At 70.2% G+C, this 16,339-nt stretch carries 16 protein-coding genes; 12 read left to right on the top strand and 4 right to left on the bottom strand.

Annotated elements, in window-relative coordinates; translation table 11 throughout:
- Window positions 1–80 precede the first annotated feature (80 nt).
- Window positions 81–1,517, top strand: a complete 1,437-nt coding sequence (locus B7K26_RS09360; protein ID WP_084078929.1) for a helix-turn-helix transcriptional regulator — start codon at window positions 81–83, stop codon at window positions 1,515–1,517.
- A 6-nt stretch (window positions 1,518–1,523) separates the two neighbouring features.
- On the opposite strand, the gene B7K26_RS09355 is transcribed toward B7K26_RS09360, so the two are convergent.
- On the bottom strand, window positions 1,524–2,087 hold the full coding sequence (locus B7K26_RS09355) for a PH domain-containing protein (RefSeq protein WP_084078928.1): 564 nt from the start codon (window positions 2,085–2,087) through the stop codon (window positions 1,524–1,526).
- 119 nt (window positions 2,088–2,206) lie between these two features.
- Here B7K26_RS09355 and typA point away from each other — a divergent pair, with 119 nt between their 5' ends.
- The 6 genes from typA (at window position 2,207) to B7K26_RS09325 (ending at window position 9,745) form a co-directional block, all read left to right on the top strand.
- On the top strand, window positions 2,207–4,105 hold the full coding sequence (typA, locus tag B7K26_RS09350; protein WP_084078927.1) for a translational GTPase TypA: 1,899 nt from the start codon (window positions 2,207–2,209) through the stop codon (window positions 4,103–4,105).
- 153 nt (window positions 4,106–4,258) lie between these two features.
- On the top strand, window positions 4,259–4,609 hold the full coding sequence (locus tag B7K26_RS09345) for a hypothetical protein (RefSeq protein ID WP_084078926.1): 351 nt from the start codon (window positions 4,259–4,261) through the stop codon (window positions 4,607–4,609).
- Window positions 4,596–6,866: a VanW family protein gene (locus B7K26_RS09340; RefSeq protein WP_084078925.1), complete on the top strand. Its 2,271-nt coding sequence runs from the start codon at window positions 4,596–4,598 to the stop codon at window positions 6,864–6,866. The genes B7K26_RS09345 and B7K26_RS09340 overlap by 14 nt, the downstream gene beginning before the upstream one ends.
- Window positions 6,867–6,947: 81 nt before the next feature.
- Window positions 6,948–7,265, top strand: coding sequence for a ferredoxin (gene fdxA, locus B7K26_RS09335; RefSeq protein WP_084078924.1), 318 nt, complete (start codon window positions 6,948–6,950; stop codon window positions 7,263–7,265).
- A gap of 11 nt (window positions 7,266–7,276) precedes the next feature.
- The gene (gene dapC / locus B7K26_RS09330; protein ID WP_084078923.1) at window positions 7,277–8,398 is read left to right on the top strand and encodes a succinyldiaminopimelate transaminase; all 1,122 of its coding nucleotides are present in this window, start codon (window positions 7,277–7,279) and stop codon (window positions 8,396–8,398) included.
- 57 nt (window positions 8,399–8,455) lie between these two features.
- The gene (locus tag B7K26_RS09325) at window positions 8,456–9,745 is read left to right on the top strand and encodes a citrate synthase (protein ID WP_084078922.1); all 1,290 of its coding nucleotides are present in this window, start codon (window positions 8,456–8,458) and stop codon (window positions 9,743–9,745) included.
- Between the two features lie 112 nt (window positions 9,746–9,857).
- Here B7K26_RS09325 and B7K26_RS09320 read toward each other — a convergent pair whose 3' ends face one another.
- Together B7K26_RS09320 and dapD are read right to left on the bottom strand one after the other, a co-directional pair.
- The gene (locus tag B7K26_RS09320) at window positions 9,858–10,775 is read right to left on the bottom strand and encodes a hypothetical protein (protein WP_084078921.1); all 918 of its coding nucleotides are present in this window, start codon (window positions 10,773–10,775) and stop codon (window positions 9,858–9,860) included.
- Window positions 10,776–10,787: 12 nt separating this feature from the next.
- Window positions 10,788–11,735 (bottom strand): 2,3,4,5-tetrahydropyridine-2,6-dicarboxylate N-succinyltransferase, encoded by a 948-nt coding sequence (dapD, locus tag B7K26_RS09315; protein ID WP_084078920.1) that lies wholly within the window; start codon window positions 11,733–11,735, stop codon window positions 10,788–10,790.
- A gap of 117 nt (window positions 11,736–11,852) precedes the next feature.
- Here dapD and dapE point away from each other — a divergent pair, with 117 nt between their 5' ends.
- The 3 genes from dapE to B7K26_RS09300 all read left to right on the top strand — a co-directional run bounded on the left by dapE (window position 11,853) and on the right by B7K26_RS09300 (window position 14,053).
- A complete protein-coding gene (dapE, locus tag B7K26_RS09310) occupies window positions 11,853–12,950 on the top strand; it encodes a succinyl-diaminopimelate desuccinylase (protein ID WP_084078919.1) in 1,098 nt (365 codons plus the stop codon).
- Between the two features lie 55 nt (window positions 12,951–13,005).
- Window positions 13,006–13,779, top strand: coding sequence for a TIGR00730 family Rossman fold protein (locus B7K26_RS09305; RefSeq protein WP_084078918.1), 774 nt, complete (start codon window positions 13,006–13,008; stop codon window positions 13,777–13,779).
- A 106-nt stretch (window positions 13,780–13,885) separates the two neighbouring features.
- The gene (locus tag B7K26_RS09300; RefSeq protein ID WP_084078917.1) at window positions 13,886–14,053 is read left to right on the top strand and encodes a DUF3117 domain-containing protein; all 168 of its coding nucleotides are present in this window, start codon (window positions 13,886–13,888) and stop codon (window positions 14,051–14,053) included.
- Between the two features lie 83 nt (window positions 14,054–14,136).
- Here the strand turns inward: B7K26_RS09300 and B7K26_RS09295 are convergent, their stop codons facing one another.
- Window positions 14,137–14,772, bottom strand: a complete 636-nt coding sequence (locus B7K26_RS09295) for an O-methyltransferase (RefSeq protein WP_084079195.1) — start codon at window positions 14,770–14,772, stop codon at window positions 14,137–14,139.
- A 124-nt stretch (window positions 14,773–14,896) separates the two neighbouring features.
- Between B7K26_RS09295 and sigE the strand changes: the two genes are divergently transcribed.
- Together sigE and B7K26_RS09285 are read left to right on the top strand one after the other, a co-directional pair.
- A complete protein-coding gene (gene sigE, locus B7K26_RS09290; RefSeq protein WP_084079194.1) occupies window positions 14,897–15,493 on the top strand; it encodes an RNA polymerase sigma factor SigE in 597 nt (198 codons plus the stop codon).
- Window positions 15,490–16,338 carry an anti-sigma factor gene (locus B7K26_RS09285; protein ID WP_084078916.1) on the top strand — a complete coding sequence of 283 codons (849 nt, stop codon included), beginning with the start codon at window positions 15,490–15,492 and terminating at the stop codon, window positions 16,336–16,338. Before sigE ends, B7K26_RS09285 begins: the two co-directional genes overlap by 4 nt.
- Window position 16,339 lies beyond the last annotated feature (1 nt).

Below are 16,339 nucleotides of genomic sequence, written 5' to 3'. Positions count from 1 at the left end.
TCACGCTACGAGCGGCTGACGTGTCCCGGGCAACAAGTGAAGGGATGAAGTTTGGCGATTCTTCTTCTATCGTGAAGAACATGGCAGACCTTTCGACGCTGGGGCGTCGCATTCGTCACTTCCGCACGGAATCCGGGCTGACCCTCGACCAGGTCAGCGAGGCGACGGGCACGGCGCCGAGCCACCTGTCGCTCATCGAGAACGGGCGGCGCGAGCCTCGCTTGTCGCTCCTGGAGTCCATCGCCGCCGCGCTCGGCGTGACCGCGGCGACGCTGCTCGACCCCGCGCCACCCAGCCCGCGCGCCGCGCTCGAGATCGAGCTGGAGCACGCCCAGGCCGCCCCCGCGTATCAGGAACTCGGGCTTCCCCAGCTGCGCCCGTCGCGCTCGATGACGGACGAGACGCTGCGCACCATCGTGGGCCTCCATCGCGAACTCGACCGGCGCGCGCGCCAGTCCATCGCGACTCCCGAGCAGGCGCGCCAGGCGAACACGCAGCAGCGCCTGGAAATGCGCGCCGTCGACAACTACCTTCCCGAGATCGAACTCCTCGCGCAGCAGGCCACCGCCCGCGTGGGTCACACCGGGGGAGCGCTGACGCACCGCACCGTCACGCAGATGGCCGACGACGTTGGCCTCACCATCGTCCACACTGACGACCTCCCGCACTCCGCGCGCTGCGTCGTGGACATGGAGCGCGGCCGCATCTATATCCCGCCGGCCTCGATCCCCGGCGGCCACGGCCTGCGCTCCCTCACGCTGCAGGCCATCGCGCACCAGGTGCTCGAGCATCGGCCGCCCGCCGACTACGCCGCGTTCCTGCGCCAACGGCGGGAGGCGAGCTACTACGCGGCGGCGTGCCTCATGCCGCGCGACGCCTCGGTCGCCTTCCTCACCGAGGCCAAGCGCGACCGCAACATCGCGATCGAGGACCTGCGCGACGCGTTCGGCGTCACCCACGAGGCAGCGGCGCTGCGCTTCACCAATCTCGCGACCGAGCACCTCGGCCTCACGCTTCACTACCTGAGAGTCAACGGCGACGGCACCGTTACTGGCGCGTACGAGAACGACGGCCTGCCGCTCCCGCTCGACGCGACGGGCTCCACCGAGGGCGAGGTGGTGTGCAGGTATTGGAGCGCGCGCCGCGCCTTCGAGCGCCGGACCCGCACCACCGAGCACTACCAATACACGGACACCCCCGCCGGGACCTTCTTCGAGTCCACGCAGACGGGGACGGGGACGCCTGACGACTTCTCCATCACGCTGGGCGTGCCGTACGGGGAGTCCAAGTGGTTCAGGGGCCGCGAGACTCAACTGCGGGCGAGCTCCACGTGCCCGGACGTCGCGTGCTGCCGGCGCCCCGAGGACGGCCTCGCCGAACGCTGGGAGGGAAAGGGCTGGGCGAGCCCTCGCGTGCGCAGCCACCTGTTCGCGCCCCTGCCGCACGGCACGTACCCCGGCGTGGACGACCGCGAGCTGTACGAGTTCCTCGAGACCCACGCCGGGCTCGAGGCCTGACGGGCGCTACCCCAGCAGTGCGAGCGCGAGCCCGCCCACGGCCACCACGAGGCAGCCGACGCCGGCCCAGTCGATGCGGCGCGTGAAGGCGGGTCCGGTGGCGGGGGCCGATGCGGTCAGCGGCTCGCCGGGAGCGGTCAGCGGCGTGGGGCGGGAGCGGTAGGCGTCCCATGCGGCAGTGACGAGGCCCGCGACCTCCGCCGACTTCCCCTCGTCGGGAGACTTCAGGCGGTCGCGGCCCGACCGGGCGGGGGCCGCAAAGGAGCCCGCCTTCGTGCCGTCGTCGCCCACGAGCTCAAGCGACCAGTGAGCCTCGAGGCCGTCGAGGCGGGCGAACGGCACGACCACGGTCTGCGTCACGTTGCGCAGCTCGACGTGGTCGTCACCCACGGCCACCGCGGGGCGCAGGAACGCCGCCGCGCCCATGCCGGCGAAGGCGAGCGCCATGCCGAGCGCGACGTGGATCTGCTCGAGGCCCGAACCGATGAGCTGGACCAGCAGGATCGTCCCGCCGATTCCCACGCACAGCCAACCCCACACGCGCGACGACTGGCTGCGATAGATCTCCATGGCGACCATCGTCGCACGCGGCGGGCACCGCATCGGTCGTGCTGACGTGCGCCCTATACAATGGCCCGGTCCGTCCCGTTCGGGACCGCCATCCCACCTCAACGAAACGAGACCCCGCTATGCCTGTGCGCTCCGACTTGCGCAACGTCGCGATCGTCGCCCACGTCGACCACGGAAAGACCACCCTCGTGGACGGCATGCTCGTCCAGGGCGGCGCCTACGGCGACCACGCCCACGTCGAGGAGCGCGCGATGGACTCCGGCGACCTCGAGCGCGAGAAGGGCATCACCATCCTCGCGAAGAACACCGCCATCCGTTACACGGGTGAGGCGGCGACCGAGGGTGGCGTCACCATCAACGTGATCGACACCCCCGGCCACGCCGACTTCGGTGGCGAGGTCGAGCGCGGCCTGTCGATGGTCGACGGCGTCGTGCTGCTCGTCGACGCGTCCGAGGGCCCGCTGCCCCAGACCCGCTTCGTGCTGCGCAAGGCCCTCGCCGCGAAACTGCCCGTGATCATCGTCGTCAACAAGGTTGACCGCCCCGACGCCCGCATCGACGAGGTCGTCGAGGAGACCCACGACCTGCTGCTGGGCCTCGCGTCCGACCTGTCCGACGAGGTCCCCGACCTCGACGTCGACTCGCTGCTCGAGGTGCCCGTCGTGTACGCGTCGGCCAAGGCCGGGCGCGCCTCGCTGACCCAGCCCGCCGACGGCCAGCTGCCCGACTCGGAGAACCTCGAGCCGCTGTTCCAGACCATCATGCAGCGCATCCCCGGCCCCGCCTTCGAGGAGGGCCACCCGCTGCAGGCGCACGTCACCAACCTCGACGCGTCGCCGTTCCTCGGCCGCCTCGCGCTGCTGCGCGTCTTCAACGGCGAGCTCCGCAAGGGCCAGCAGGTCGCCTGGGCCCGCGCCGACGGCTCGACCCAGACCGTGAAGATCACCGAGCTGCTGGAGACCAAGGGTCTCGAGCGCGTCCCCGCCGAGGTCGCCCGCCCCGGTGACATCGTCGCCGTCGCCGGTATCGAGGAGATCACCATCGGTGAGACCCTCACCGACATCAACGACCCGCGCCCGCTGCCGCGCATCACGGTCGACGACCCCGCGATCTCGATGACCATCGGTATCAACACGTCGCCGCTGGCCGGCCGCGTCAAGGGCGCGAAGGTCACCGCGCGTCAGGTCAAGGACCGCCTCGACAAGGAGCTCATCGGCAACGTGTCGCTGCGCGTCCTGCCCACCGACCGCCCCGACGCGTGGGAGGTCCAGGGCCGCGGCGAGCTCGCGCTGGCCATCCTTGTCGAGCAGATGCGCCGCGAGGGCTTCGAGCTCACCGTCGGCAAGCCCGTCGTCGTCACCAAGGAGATCGACGGCAAGAAGCACGAGCCGATGGAGCACATGACCATCGACGTTCCCGAGGAGCACCTCGGCGCCGTCACGCAGCTCATGGCGAGCCGCAAGGGCCGCATGGAGTCGATGTCGAACCATGGCACCGGCTGGGTCCGCATGGAGTTCATCGTTCCCGCGCGTGGCCTCATCGGCTTCCGCTCGACGTTCCTCACCGAGACCCGCGGCACGGGCATCGCCTCGTCGCTCTCGCACGGTTACGCCCCGTGGGCCGGCCTCATCGAGTACCGCACCAACGGCTCGCTCGTTGCCGACCGCCAGGGCGCCGTCACTACCAACGCCCTGCTGACGCTCCAGGACCGCGGCACGTTCTTCGTGAAGCCCACCGAGGAGACCTACGAGGGCATGGTCGTCGGCGAGAACTCTCGCAACGAGGACATGGACATCAACATCACCAAGGAGAAGAAGCTCAACAACATCCGTTCCGCCACGGGTGACGAGCTTGAGCGCCTCACGCCTCCGCGCCAGCTGACGCTCGAGGAGTCCCTCGAGTTCGCCAGCGACGACGAGTGCGTCGAGGTGACGCCGGAGAACATCCGCATCCGCAAGGTGATTCTCGACGCGACCGAGCGTGGCCGCGCCGCCTCGCGCGCCAAGCGCCAGGGCTAGTCTTCCCCAGCCGCTCATGTGGCCCCGTCCGGTTCGCCGGGCGGGGCCACACGCGTCTGCGGGCCGCCGGGTCCGGCGCCCCCCGTCATGCGCGCGTCGGCCGCCCAGGGTGGCGGCGCGGGGGTCAGCGCTCCAGCGCCTATTCTGGACCGCATGAAGGACTCCCTCGGCTACGTCATCATTGCCGTCGCCGGCCTGTTGGTCGCGTCGGTGGGGGCGGTGGCGTACCGCTCGATCCCGCCCTTCGGGGACGTCCTGAGCGTGCTGATGGTGTTGCTCGCCGCGGTCTTCGCGCGCACGTGGCTGTCGTGGACCGGCCTCGGCCTGTTCGCGACCCTGTGGGCGCTGATGACGTATGTGTGGACGCTCGCCGGACCCGGCGGGTCCGTCCTGATTGCCGCTGACGGGCTCGGCTACGGCTGGCTCGCGGGCGGTGTGGTCGCAATCGTGGTGGCGTCGGTGCTGCCCAGGAAGCTGCTGGTGGGGAACGATGTCCAAAGCTAAGAACGCGGCACGGCTCGAGGCCGAGGCACGCGTCGCGCGCCGCCGCCAGGGTGCGGCGCACCGCGCCCTGCGCTCCCGGGCCACGCGAGGCAAGGGAGCGCGTTCTGACGCGAGCCCCGCGGCAGAGGCCGCCGCCCAGCACCCGCCCACGGCCGAACTCGCGACCCCCACCTGGCTGGCCGCCGAGAGCGACAACCCCGAGCTCGGTGCCGCAGCGGCATCGGCCGCCACCCCGAGCGAGCCGGACGCCACTCCCGACTCCAGGGCCGTCACGCGCGTGAGCGCCCTGGCCGCCGCCGGTGCAGCCGCCAACGCCGCGCGCCGCGAGGACGAGCGCAAGGCGAGCGAGCAGGAGGCCGATGCCGCCTCGACGCCTGACGAGCCCGAGGCCGCGCCCGACGACACCGCCGTGCTCACCACCCCCGTCGAGGAGACGGCCGTCATGAGCCCGGCCTTCGCCCCGCGCGAGTCGGCCCCGGCGTCGGCGTGGCCCGCTACTGTCGACGACGTGCGCACCCAGGCCATAGTCGAGTCAGCAGGCGGCTCCTCCACCTCCACCGGCGAGCGAGGCGCCCACGCGAAGAAGCGTGGACGGCGCTGGCTCGCGGTGCCGATCGTCATCATCGTGCTCGCCGGCCTCTACGTCGGCGCCCAGGCGCTGCTGTCGGGCACCGTGCCCCGCGATACCGAGACGCTTGGCGTGCAGATCGGCGGCAAGTCGACGGGCGCGGCCCTCGCCGCCATTGACGGCGCTGCCGACGAGCTGGGCGCCGCCGACATCACGCTGACGGTCGAGTCGGAAGGTGAGTCGGTGGGCATGCCCGCGGCCGATGCCGGACTCGGCATCGACGCTGAGGCCACCATCCAGGACCTCACCGGGTTCACGCTGCGCCCCGAGCGGTTGTGGCAGCACGTCACGGGCGGCGGACACATCGACCCCGTCCCCACCGTCGACGAGGACGCGCTCGACTCCGCCGTCGCCGACGGCGCCGCCGAGCTCGATCGCGACGCTGTCGACGCGAGCGTCGAGATCGTCGGCACCGCGGGAGTGGCGCACCCCGGAGAGAACTCGATCAGCGTGGACGCCGACGCCACCGCCGAGCTGGTGCGCGACGGCTGGCCCACGACGACCGCCGTCGAGGCGGTCGCCACGGTGGAGCCGCCGGCCATCACCAACGAGGCTGCCGAGTCCTTCGCCGACGACCTCTCCTCGCAGCTGCTCGCCGGCGACGTCACGCTGTCCTCCGACAACGGAGACGCGACCATCACCGCGGACCAGGTGGCCGAGAATTCGACGGTCACCACCCAGGAGGGCACGCTTGCCCTCGATATCGACGGCGAGACCATCGCCGCCGACCTCGTCAAGAAGAACCCTGATCTCGAGACCGAGCCGGAGGACGCGTCCTTCACGTTCACCTCCAGCCACCAGCTCAAGGCCGAGAAGAGCACCGACGGCGTCACGGTCGATGGTGCCGCGCTGGGCGACGCGATCACCGCCGCCGCGCAGACCCAGCAGCGGGCCGGCGAGCTTCCCACGAAGGCGCTCGAGCCCGACACGTCGAGCGATGACATCGGCGTGGGCGACCTCAAGGAGATCGTCGCCTCCTTCGACACCCCGCTCACCGCCGAGCCCGTCCGCACGCAGAACCTGCGCACCGCGGCGGCGGACGTCGAGGGCACGGTCGTGCTTTCCGGCGAGGAGTTCAACCTCCACGACGTGCTGAGCCCCATCACGGAGGCCGAGGGCTACGCCGACGCCCACGTGATCGTGAACGGCGTGCTGACCGACGGCATCGGCGGCGGCCTGTCGCAGATGGCGACCACCAGCTACAACGCCGCCTACTTCGCGGGCTACACGATCGAGCAGTTCCGCCCGCACTCCGTGTGGTTCACGCGATACCCGGCGGGACGCGAGTCGACCATCTGGGGCACCACCATCAACGTGCGTTTCACGAATGACACCCCCTACGCGGCTGTCCTCAACAGCTACGTCGAGGGCGGCCGCCTTCACGTGGACATCTGGTCCACCAAGTACTACGACGTCACCACCTCCGCCTCCGACAAGACCAACGTCAAGTCGCCCGGCGTCAAGGAGGTCTCGAGCGCGAACTGCCAGGCCAAGAGCGCTGGGCAGGACGGTTTCACCATCACCAACCGCCGCGTGGTCAAGCACGCGGGCGAGACCGTGAAGGACACGTCGTTCACCTGGACCTACCAGCCCGATGACGCCATCAAGTGCGTCTCGAGCGACGACTGACGCCCAGCTCGCGGTGTCTCGCGGCGCCTCACCCGGCGCTATGATGAACCGACCCCGAACGCCCCTGTTGGAGGAGACGAAGTGACCTACGTCATCGCGCTGCCTTGTGTCGACGTCAAGGACAAGGCCTGCATCGACGAGTGTCCGGTCGACTGCATCTACGAGGGCGAGCGCTCGCTGTACATCCACCCCGACGAGTGCGTGGACTGTGGAGCCTGCGAGCCGGTCTGCCCCGTTGAGGCGATCTACTACGAGGACGACGTCCCCGACAAGTGGGCGGACTACTACAACGCCAACGTCGAGTTCTTCTCCGAGATCGGTTCGCCCGGCGGCGCCGCGAAGATGGGTCTGATCGAGCATGATCACGACCTCATCAAGTCGCTTCCGCCGCAGAACTGACGCGCGCGAGCATGGGCCTGAACCCGCGCTCCCTCCCCGACTTCCCCTGGGATTCGCTCACTCCTTACCGTGAGCGTGCCGCCACGCACCCCGAGGGCGTCGTCGACCTCTCGGTCGGCACCCCGGTGGACCCCACGCCGAGCGTCGTCCGCGACGCGCTGGCGGAGGCGTCGGACGCTCCCGGCTACCCGACGACCCAGGGCACCCTGGCGCTGCGCGAGGCAGTGGTCGACTGGTTCGCCCGCACGCGCGGCGTCGCCTCGCTGGAGGCCGATGCGGTGCTCCCCACGGTGGGCTCCAAGGAGCTGGTGGCGTGGCTGCCTGCGCTGATGGGCCTGGGTGAGGGCGACGTAGTGGTGCACCCGGCATCGGCCTACCCCACCTACGACGTGGGAGCGCGGCTTGCGGGCGCCACGGCGCTCGCCACCGACGACGTGGCCGACTGGGCCGGGCGCGCGGACGTGCGCCTGGTGTGGATCAACTCGCCGTCCAACCCGACCGGCCGCGTGCTCGACCGCGAGGAGCTTCGGGCGATCGTCGAGGCCGCGCGGAGCATCGGCGCCGTGGTCGCCTCGGACGAGTGCTACGCGGCCCTCGCCTGGGAGGAGCCCTACGCGTCGGCCGGCGTGCCCTCCGTGCTCGACCCCGAGGTGTGCGGCGGCTCGCATGAGGGCCTCCTCGCCGTGTATTCGCTGTCCAAGCAGTCCAACCTCGCGGGGTACCGCTCGGCGTTCGTCGCCGGCGACCGTGCGCTGGTGGGATCGCTGCTCGAGACGCGCAAGCACGCCGGCATGATCGTCCCCGCACCCGTCCAGGCCGCCACCACCGCGGCGCTGGCCGACGACGCCCACGTGGCGGTCCAGCGCGAGCGCTACCGGGCCAGGCGCGAGGCGCTACTTCCCGCCGTCCTCGACGCCGGTTTCGACGTCCCGGGCTCGGAGGCCGGCCTGTACCTGTGGGCCACCCGCGGCGACGATTGCTGGGAAACCCTCGGGTTTCTCGCGGACCGGGGCATCGTTGCGGCGCCGGGTGCGTTCTATGGTGAGCAGGCGCGCGAGTTCGTGCGGATCGCCCTCACGGCGACCGACGAGCGCATCGGGCAGGCGGTCAAGCGTCTGTCCAAAGGTAGGTAAACTCGCGCCTAAGCGAACGCACACAATGGCGCTGCGGTGCCGCGGAGGGTTTTCGGAATGACACGAGTGGTCGACGCACGTCTCACAGTCGACGGGACGGCCCGCGAGCTGCCCATCGAGCGGTCAACGATCGGCAATGACGGCATGTCCGTCTCCACGCTGCTGAAGGACACCGGGCTGGTGACGGTGGACCCCGGGTTCATGAACACCGCCTCGTGCGAGAGCGCGATCACCTACATCGACGGCGACGCCGGCATCCTCAAGTACCGCGGCTACCCGATCGAGCAGCTCGCGGAGAACTCCACGTTCCTCGAGGTCGCCTACCTGCTGATCCACGGCGAGCTCCCCACCGAGGACCTGCTTGCCGCGTTCAACAACCGTGTCTCGCGCCACATGCACGTGCACGAGGGCATCAAGACGTTCCTGGGCGCCTTCCCGCGCGACGCCCACCCCATGGCGGTGCTGTCCGGCGCGATCTCCGCGCTGTCGACCTTCTACCCCGAGTCAGTGGGTAACTCCGAGGAGGAGCTCGAGCTCGCCACGGTGCTGCTGCTGGCCAAGAGCGCGACCGTCATCTCGTACCTCCAGCGGCGCGCGTCGGGCGGCGAGCTCATCGAGCCCCGCCGCGGCGGCCACTACGTCGACGAGTTCATGCGCATCTGCTTCTCCGGTGCCGACGGCGAACTCGACGTCGACCCCGTCATGCGCAAGGCGCTCGACCTGCTGCTGATCCTTCACGCCGACCACGAGCAGAACTGCTCCACCTCGACCGTGCGCATCGTCGGCTCGTCGCAGGCCAACATCTACGCCTCCGTCGCCGCCGGTGTCGGCGCCCTGTCCGGCCCGCTGCACGGCGGCGCCAACGAGGCAGCGCTACGCATGTTCGACCAGATCAAGGAGTCCGGCGACTCGGTCGAGACGTTTGTCGCCAAGGTCAAGGACCGCGTCGAGGGCGCCCGCCTCATGGGCTTCGGCCACCGCGTCTACAAGTCGTACGACCCGCGCGGTGCCCAGGTGAAGAAGATCGCCAACCAGATCCTCTCCGACCTCGGCGGCAACAACGAGACCTTCGAAATGGCGCAGCGCCTCGAGGAGATCGCGCTGTCGGACGAGTACTTCATCGAGCGCAAGCTCTACCCCAACGTCGACTTCTACACCGGCCTGCTGTACTCGGCCATGGGCTTCGACACCCCCATGTTTACGCCGCTGTTCGCGCTGGGCCGCATGCCCGGCTGGATCGCGCACTACCGCGAGATGCTCGCCGACCCCCGCACCAAGATCGGCCGCCCGCGCCAGATCTACACGGGCGAGACGGACAGGGCCTACACGCCCATCGCGGAGCGCTAACCCCACCCCTCTTTCTTCGTGCGCAAATGGCCGCATTTGCGTCACTTCGGTCGCCGTCGTGACGCAAATGTGGCCATTTGCGTCGAACGGGGGGGGCGGGGAGCGGGGGCGCTTAACCCTCGTCCGCCGGCGTGGACGTGCGCAGCCAGACCTCGGTCCCCTCGCCGTCCGTGAGGGTGCCCGGCCGGGGTGAGGTCTCGACGGCATCGGCCGCTCGTACCCAGGTGTCGCCGCCGTGCGCGGCCACCGTCACGCCCTCGACGGCGCTGACCGCGACCGCCCACTGCGCGAGCGCCGCGGTCGCGGCCGCCGTGTCTCCCGTCGCCTGCAGCACGGTGTCCGAGCGTGCGCCGTCCGTGGCGGCGACCCCCACGGGCGCCAGCACGTACGCATCGGCGCCGAAGTCCGCCGTCACGCGTTCCGCGAAGGCGGCCGTCGTGGTGGGCTCGGAGGCGGGGGACAGGTCACACGCGACGGTGCCGCCGTTGCCGGTGAGCGCCGACGCCCACAGCCGCCCCTCCTCCTCGTGGTCGGCGTAGGCAAGGGGGAAGCCGGACCGCTGGACGGCCTGGGCCGCATCGGTGATTTCGGCGTCCTGCCACCCGTCGACCTTGATGAGCGCCTCGTAGAACCGGTCCGTCGCGTAGTACGGATCCATGATCTCCTCGACGGTTCCCCAGCCCTGGGAGGGGCGTTGCTGGAACAGGCCGATGCTGTCGCGGTCGCCGTAGTCGATGTTGCGCAGCGTGGATTCCTGGATGGCGGTCGCCACCGCGATGGTCGCGGCGCGCGCGGGAAGACCCCACCGCATCGACCCCGCGACGATGATGGCGATGTTGTTCGCCTGCTCGGCAGTCTTCGTATCGGTGCGGTCGCCGAGCGTCACGGTGCAGCGATCCGTGGCGAGGTACTCGTCGCCGTAACGCTCCAGGATGCGGGGCACGTAGACGACTGCGGCGACGGTCACCGCCGCGATGAGGACGAGCGCGAGCCAGCCAGGGCCGCGCCCGCGACCCCGGCGCGCGCTCAACGGACCGTCACGTCAGTTGGCGTGCAGCGCGGCGTTGAGCTCGACTCCCGAGCCCTCGCGCGCCACGACCTCGAGGGCACCCGTCTGCGAGTGGCGGCGGAACAGCAGGTTGTTGCGGCCCGCGAGGTCCTTGGCCTTCACGACCACGGGCGCACCGTCCTCCGTGGTGGCGCCCACGACGCGGACCTTGGAGCCGGCGGTGACGTACAGGCCGGCCTCGACGATGCAGTCGTCGCCCAGCGGGATGCCCAGGCCGGAGTTGGCGCCCAGCAGCGAGCGCTCGCCGATGGAGATGACCTCCTTGCCACCCCCGGACAGCGTGCCCATAATCGACGCGCCACCACCCACGTCCGACCCGTCGCCCACGACGACGCCCGCCGAGATGCGGCCCTCGACCATCGAGTGGCCCAGGGTCCCTGCGTTGAAGTTGACGAAGCCCTCGTGCATGACGGTCGTGCCCTCGGCGAGGTGCGCGCCCAGGCGCACGCGGTCGGCGTCGGCGATGCGCACGCCGGACGGCACCACGTAGTCCACGAGGCGGGGGAACTTGTCGACGCCGAACACCGTGAGGTGCTGGCCGGCGGCGCGGAAGCGCAGGCGCGTGTCCTCGAGGGTCGCGATGGCGCACGGGCCGGCGGAGGTCCACGCGACGTTGGTGAGCGCGCCGAACAGCCCGTCGAGGTTCTGTCCGTGGGGCTGGACCAGGCGGTGCGACAGGAGGTGAAGACGCAGGTAGGCGTCCTCGACCGAGGCAGGCGCCGTGTCGAGGTCGATCTCGGTCAACACGGCGCGCACGGTGACGTCGCGCAGGGCGTCGGTGCGCTCGGCGGCGGCGAGCGCGGCGGGAATCTCACGGTCCGCGGGAGCCTCGCCCAGCGCGGGGGAGGGGTACCAGGTGTCGAGGGCGGTCCCCTCGGCGTCGTAGGTGGCCAGTCCGAATCCGTAGGCAGGTCGCGTCATGGCGACCATCCTACGGGCGGCCGATGCGGTGGCCGGCGGAGTACCAGCCTCCTCGACGTGGGGCTGGGAGCGCTCCCGTGAGTCCTGGTGTTCCTGCGGCGTGGATAGGCTGGCGGCATGGCCTCGATCGACCTCACCGCGCCCGTCGAGCAACTCGCCGCGGATCTCATCGACATCCCCTCCGTGAGCGGTGGCGAGCACGCCATCGCCGATGCCGTGGAGGCCGCGTTCGCGGCCCAGGCGCCGCACCTGAGCGTTACCCGCGACGGTGACGCGATCATCGCGCGCACCGAGACGGGCGCCGCCGAGCGCGTCATCATCGCCGGGCACCTCGACACCGTACCGATCAAGGACAACGTGCCGTCGCGGTGGGATGACGACGGCGCCACCCTGTGGGGCCGCGGCGCGACCGACATGAAGACCGGTGTGGCGGTCATGCTGAGCCTCGCCGCCCAGCTCACCGCCCCCACGCGCGACATCACCTGGGTGCTGTACGACCACGAGGAGGTCGAGGAGTCGAAGAACGGCCTCGGCCGGCTCGCGCGCCGCCACCCCGAGCTGCTCAAGGCCGATTTCGCGGTGCTGTGCGAGCCCACCTCCGGCGTCATTGAGGGTGGCTGCAACGGCACCCTGCGCGCAGAAGTGCGCACCGGCGGCGTCGCCGCCCACAGCGCGCGCGCCTGGAAGGGCGTCAACGCCATCCACGGAGCCGCGCCGCTTCTCGCCGCGCTCGCCGCCTACGAGCCGGAGCAGCATGAGGTCGACGGGCTCACGTATCGCGAGGGCCTGAACGCCGTGCTGGTGCGCGGCGGCATCGCCACCAACGTCATCCCCGACGAGTGCGTCGTCACCATCAACTACCGCTTCTCCCCGCGCTGGAGCCTCGACGAGGCCAAGGACCGCTTCAAGGGATTCGTTGCCGACGCGGGCCTCAGCGACTGGAGCCTCGAGTTCACCGACCTGTCCGGCGCGGCGCGCCCCGGCCTCGACGCACCCCTCGCGGCGTCCTTCGCCGCGGCCGTCGCCGCCACGGGCGTGGACGCCCCGCGGGCGAAGCAGGGCTGGACGGACGTGGCCCGCTTCGCCGCATTGGGCATCCCCGCCGTGAACTACGGACCCGGCGACCCGGAGCTGGCGCACACCGACAACGAGCACTGCCCGGTGAGCGACATCCACGCCTGCCGGGCCGGACTGGAGTCCTGGCTCACCCACTGAGCCCGGCCCCGCCGGGCCACGGCATCGGCCACCCCCACCCACCCGAGGAGGAACCATGAGCGAGTACCGCAAGGGCCCCGTGCTGCTGCGCGGCCCGAACATCCCGAAGACCTCGACCTCGGGGAGGCTGCTGGGTGGCCAGGACGAGCCCGACTGGCTCCACGGCGACCCGTGGCGGGTCCTCAGGATCCAGAGCGAGTTCGTCGAGGGGTTCGGCGCGCTCGCGGAGCTCGGGCCGGCCATCTCGGTGTTCGGCTCGGCGCGCACCAAGGAGGATGCCCTCGACTATCAGCAGGGCGTCACCGTGGGTCGCCGCCTTGTCGAGGAGGGCTTCGCGGTCATCACCGGCGGCGGGCCTGGCGTCATGGAGGCCGCCAACCGCGGCGCGCAGGAGGCCGGGGGAGTGTCGGTGGGCCTCGGGATCGAGCTGCCGTTCGAGCAGGGCGTCAATAAGTACGTGAATCTCGGCATCAACTTCCGCTACTTCTTTGCGCGCAAGACCATGTTCGTGAAGTACGCCCAGGGGTTCATCGTGTTGCCCGGCGGGTTCGGCACCATGGACGAGCTGTTCGAGTCGCTCACCCTGGTGCAGACGCGCACCATCACGAAGTTTCCCGTGGTGCTCGTGGGACACGCGTACTGGGACGGGCTCGTGGCGTGGCTGCGCGACTCGATGGTGGCCGACGGCAAGGCCGCTGCGACCGACCTCGACCTGTTCCATGTGACGGACGACATCGAGGAGGCCGTGCGCATCGTGGTCGACTATTCGCGAGGCGAGGGGACCGGCCCCGTCGAGCCAGAGGACGGGCCCACTGCCGAGCCGATGTGACGCCCTTCGCGGCGCGTGTTGGGACCGTGGTCCCAAGCCCCGTAGAATAGTGCTCGGTGCCGCGTGCCTGCGCGGTGCAGCAGGTGAGTTCCAAGGAGAAACGCATATGGCTGCGATGAAGCCCCGTACCGGTGACGGCCCCATGGAGGTCGTGAAGGAGGGTCGCGGCTATGTGATGCGCGTGCCGCTCGAGGGCGGTGGCCGCCTGGTCGTCGAGATCAACGCTGACGAGGTCGCGGCACTGCGCGACGCTCTCGCTGGCGCCCTTCAGTAAGGGCCCGACTCACCCCAGTACTTCACCCAGTCCGGGCGGCCGATGCAGTGGTCGCCCGGATTTTGGTGTGTCCGGGCGACGTCCTACGGGGTGTTCTTGACGGCGACGAGCAGGCCGTCGCCCGACGGCGTCAGCACCGCGGTGAGTCGCTCGTCGTCGCGCACCAGCTTCAGCGTGGAGCGCACCGCTGTCGTGGACTCGTCCCGCTGAGCCGGGTCCGGCACGCGGCCGTGCCACAGCGAGTTGTCGATCACGACCATGCCGCCCACCCGCAGCAGGCGCATGGCCTGCTCAAGGTACTGGGGGTATTCGGCCTTGCGGGCGTCGATGAGGACCATGTCGTAGCCGCCGTCGGTGAGACGCGGCAGCACCTCGAGCGCACGGCCGGTAATCATGCGCGCGCGCTCGGGCCTGATGCCCGCCGCCGCGAGGGTCCGCTTCGCGGCCTTGTGGTGCTCGGGCTCGACGTCGATGGTGGTGATCACGCCGTCGGACCCCATGCCGCGCAGCAGATAGGTGGTGGACACCCCCGCGCCAGTGCCGATCTCGACGATCGACTTGGCGCCGGAGACCTGCGCGAGCACCTGCAGGAGTTGCCCGGCACCGGGGTGCACGGGGACACAGCCCAGTTGATCCGCCACATCCCGCGCCTCGAGGAGCACGCGGTCCTCGGGACGGAAGTCCTCGCAATAGGCCCAGTTCGCCGCTTCGATGCTCATCGTCATCCTCCTGCGGTCATCGTATCGGCCTGCCAGGGACTTCCGTCTCAGCAAACTCCCAGGAACGCATGGGAACATGGTCCTATCACCAACCGTTGACCGTGACGTGGAGGAGGGAAAGCGCATGACGCAGACGCAGGAGATCGCTACCGTGTCGTCCTCCACCGGCTCGACCGCCCCGCACGACCTGACGTGGGAGCGCATCGTCGAGGAGCACTCCGGTCGCGTGTATCGACTGGCCTACCACCTGACGGGCAACCAGCACGACGCCGAGGACCTCACGCAGGACGTCTTTATCCGCGTGTTCAACTCGCTGTCGCAGTACAAGCCCGGCACGTTCGAGGGCTGGCTTCACCGCATCACCACCAACCTGTTCCTCGACCGCATGCGTCGCAAGAAGCGCATCCGGTTCGACTTCATGGCCGATGATGACGCGTCCGTCGCCACGTCTGACAGTTTCGACCGCCACGAGCGGTCGGGACAGCCAGAGGACGCCTTCGACATGTCCCATCTGGGTGACGACATCATCGCCGCCCTCGCCGACCTCCAGCCGGAGTACCGCGCCGCCGTGGTGCTGTCCGACATCGAGGGGCTCTCCTACGAGGAGATCGCCGCCACGCTCGGCATCAAGATGGGTACGGTCCGCTCCCGACTGTCTCGCGCTCGTGCGAAGCTCCGTGAGTCCCTGGCTCACCGCGCGCCGACGCGAGGTGACGGGTGAGCGACGCACACCTCGGAGACCGCCTCCACGACCTGCTCGACAACCGCCTGAACGTCGAGCAGACCGCGGAGGCGATGAAGCACCTCGACGATTGTGCGGACTGCCGCCTGCGCTGGGACGACCTGCGCGCGGCCCGTGAGGCGCTGCGCACCTCGTCCGCGGGAATCGACATGACCTTCGCCCGTCAGCTTCTCGACCGTGAGCGCATGGCCGAGATCGCGAAGGGCGAGTCCAAGCACGTCGCGCGTGCGGCATCGGGCCGGGGACACCGTCCCGTCCTGCTGTTCGCCGTCGTGATGGCCGTACTCGGCGCCTCGGTGGGCGTCCTGTACTCGATCGGCGCACCGACTCAGGTGACGCTCGCGTCCGCGGAGGGCTCCGCCGCATCGGCAGCCACGGACCCGGTCGTCTACCTCGAGGCCGCGTCGGTCCGCAGCGGGGAGGAGCTGCATGGCTGGGCGAGTCCCGACTGGGACGAGTCCGACCTGGTGCCCGTCGAGGGGCGCGTCGTGACGGACAGCTCGGGTGACTCCGTGCTGGTCGTGTCGATGCTTTCCAATATGGACACCGTGGTGATCACGGAGCAGCGCGGCCGCCTGGCCGACGGGCTCGGCGATCACTTCTCGACGGTCGACCTGGGTCACACCGTCGCGTACCTCGTGAGCGAGGATCCGCGACAGGTGGTGTGGCAGGCGGGGGACATCGTCATCTCTGCGACGTGCGAGTGCGCCGCCGCGACGCTCGAGGCCGTCGCCGAGAGCTTCCCCCATGACGACTCCTCCGGGATCGTGAGCCGCGTCTTCGAGGGCGTGGAGCGGGTCGCGAGCGTCGTCGCCGGAGACTAGG

This window comes from Demequina sp. NBRC 110057 (assembly GCF_002090175.1).
Lineage (GTDB): Bacteria > Actinomycetota > Actinomycetes > Actinomycetales > Demequinaceae > Demequina.
This window is presented reverse-complemented; position numbering and strand designations above follow the sequence as displayed.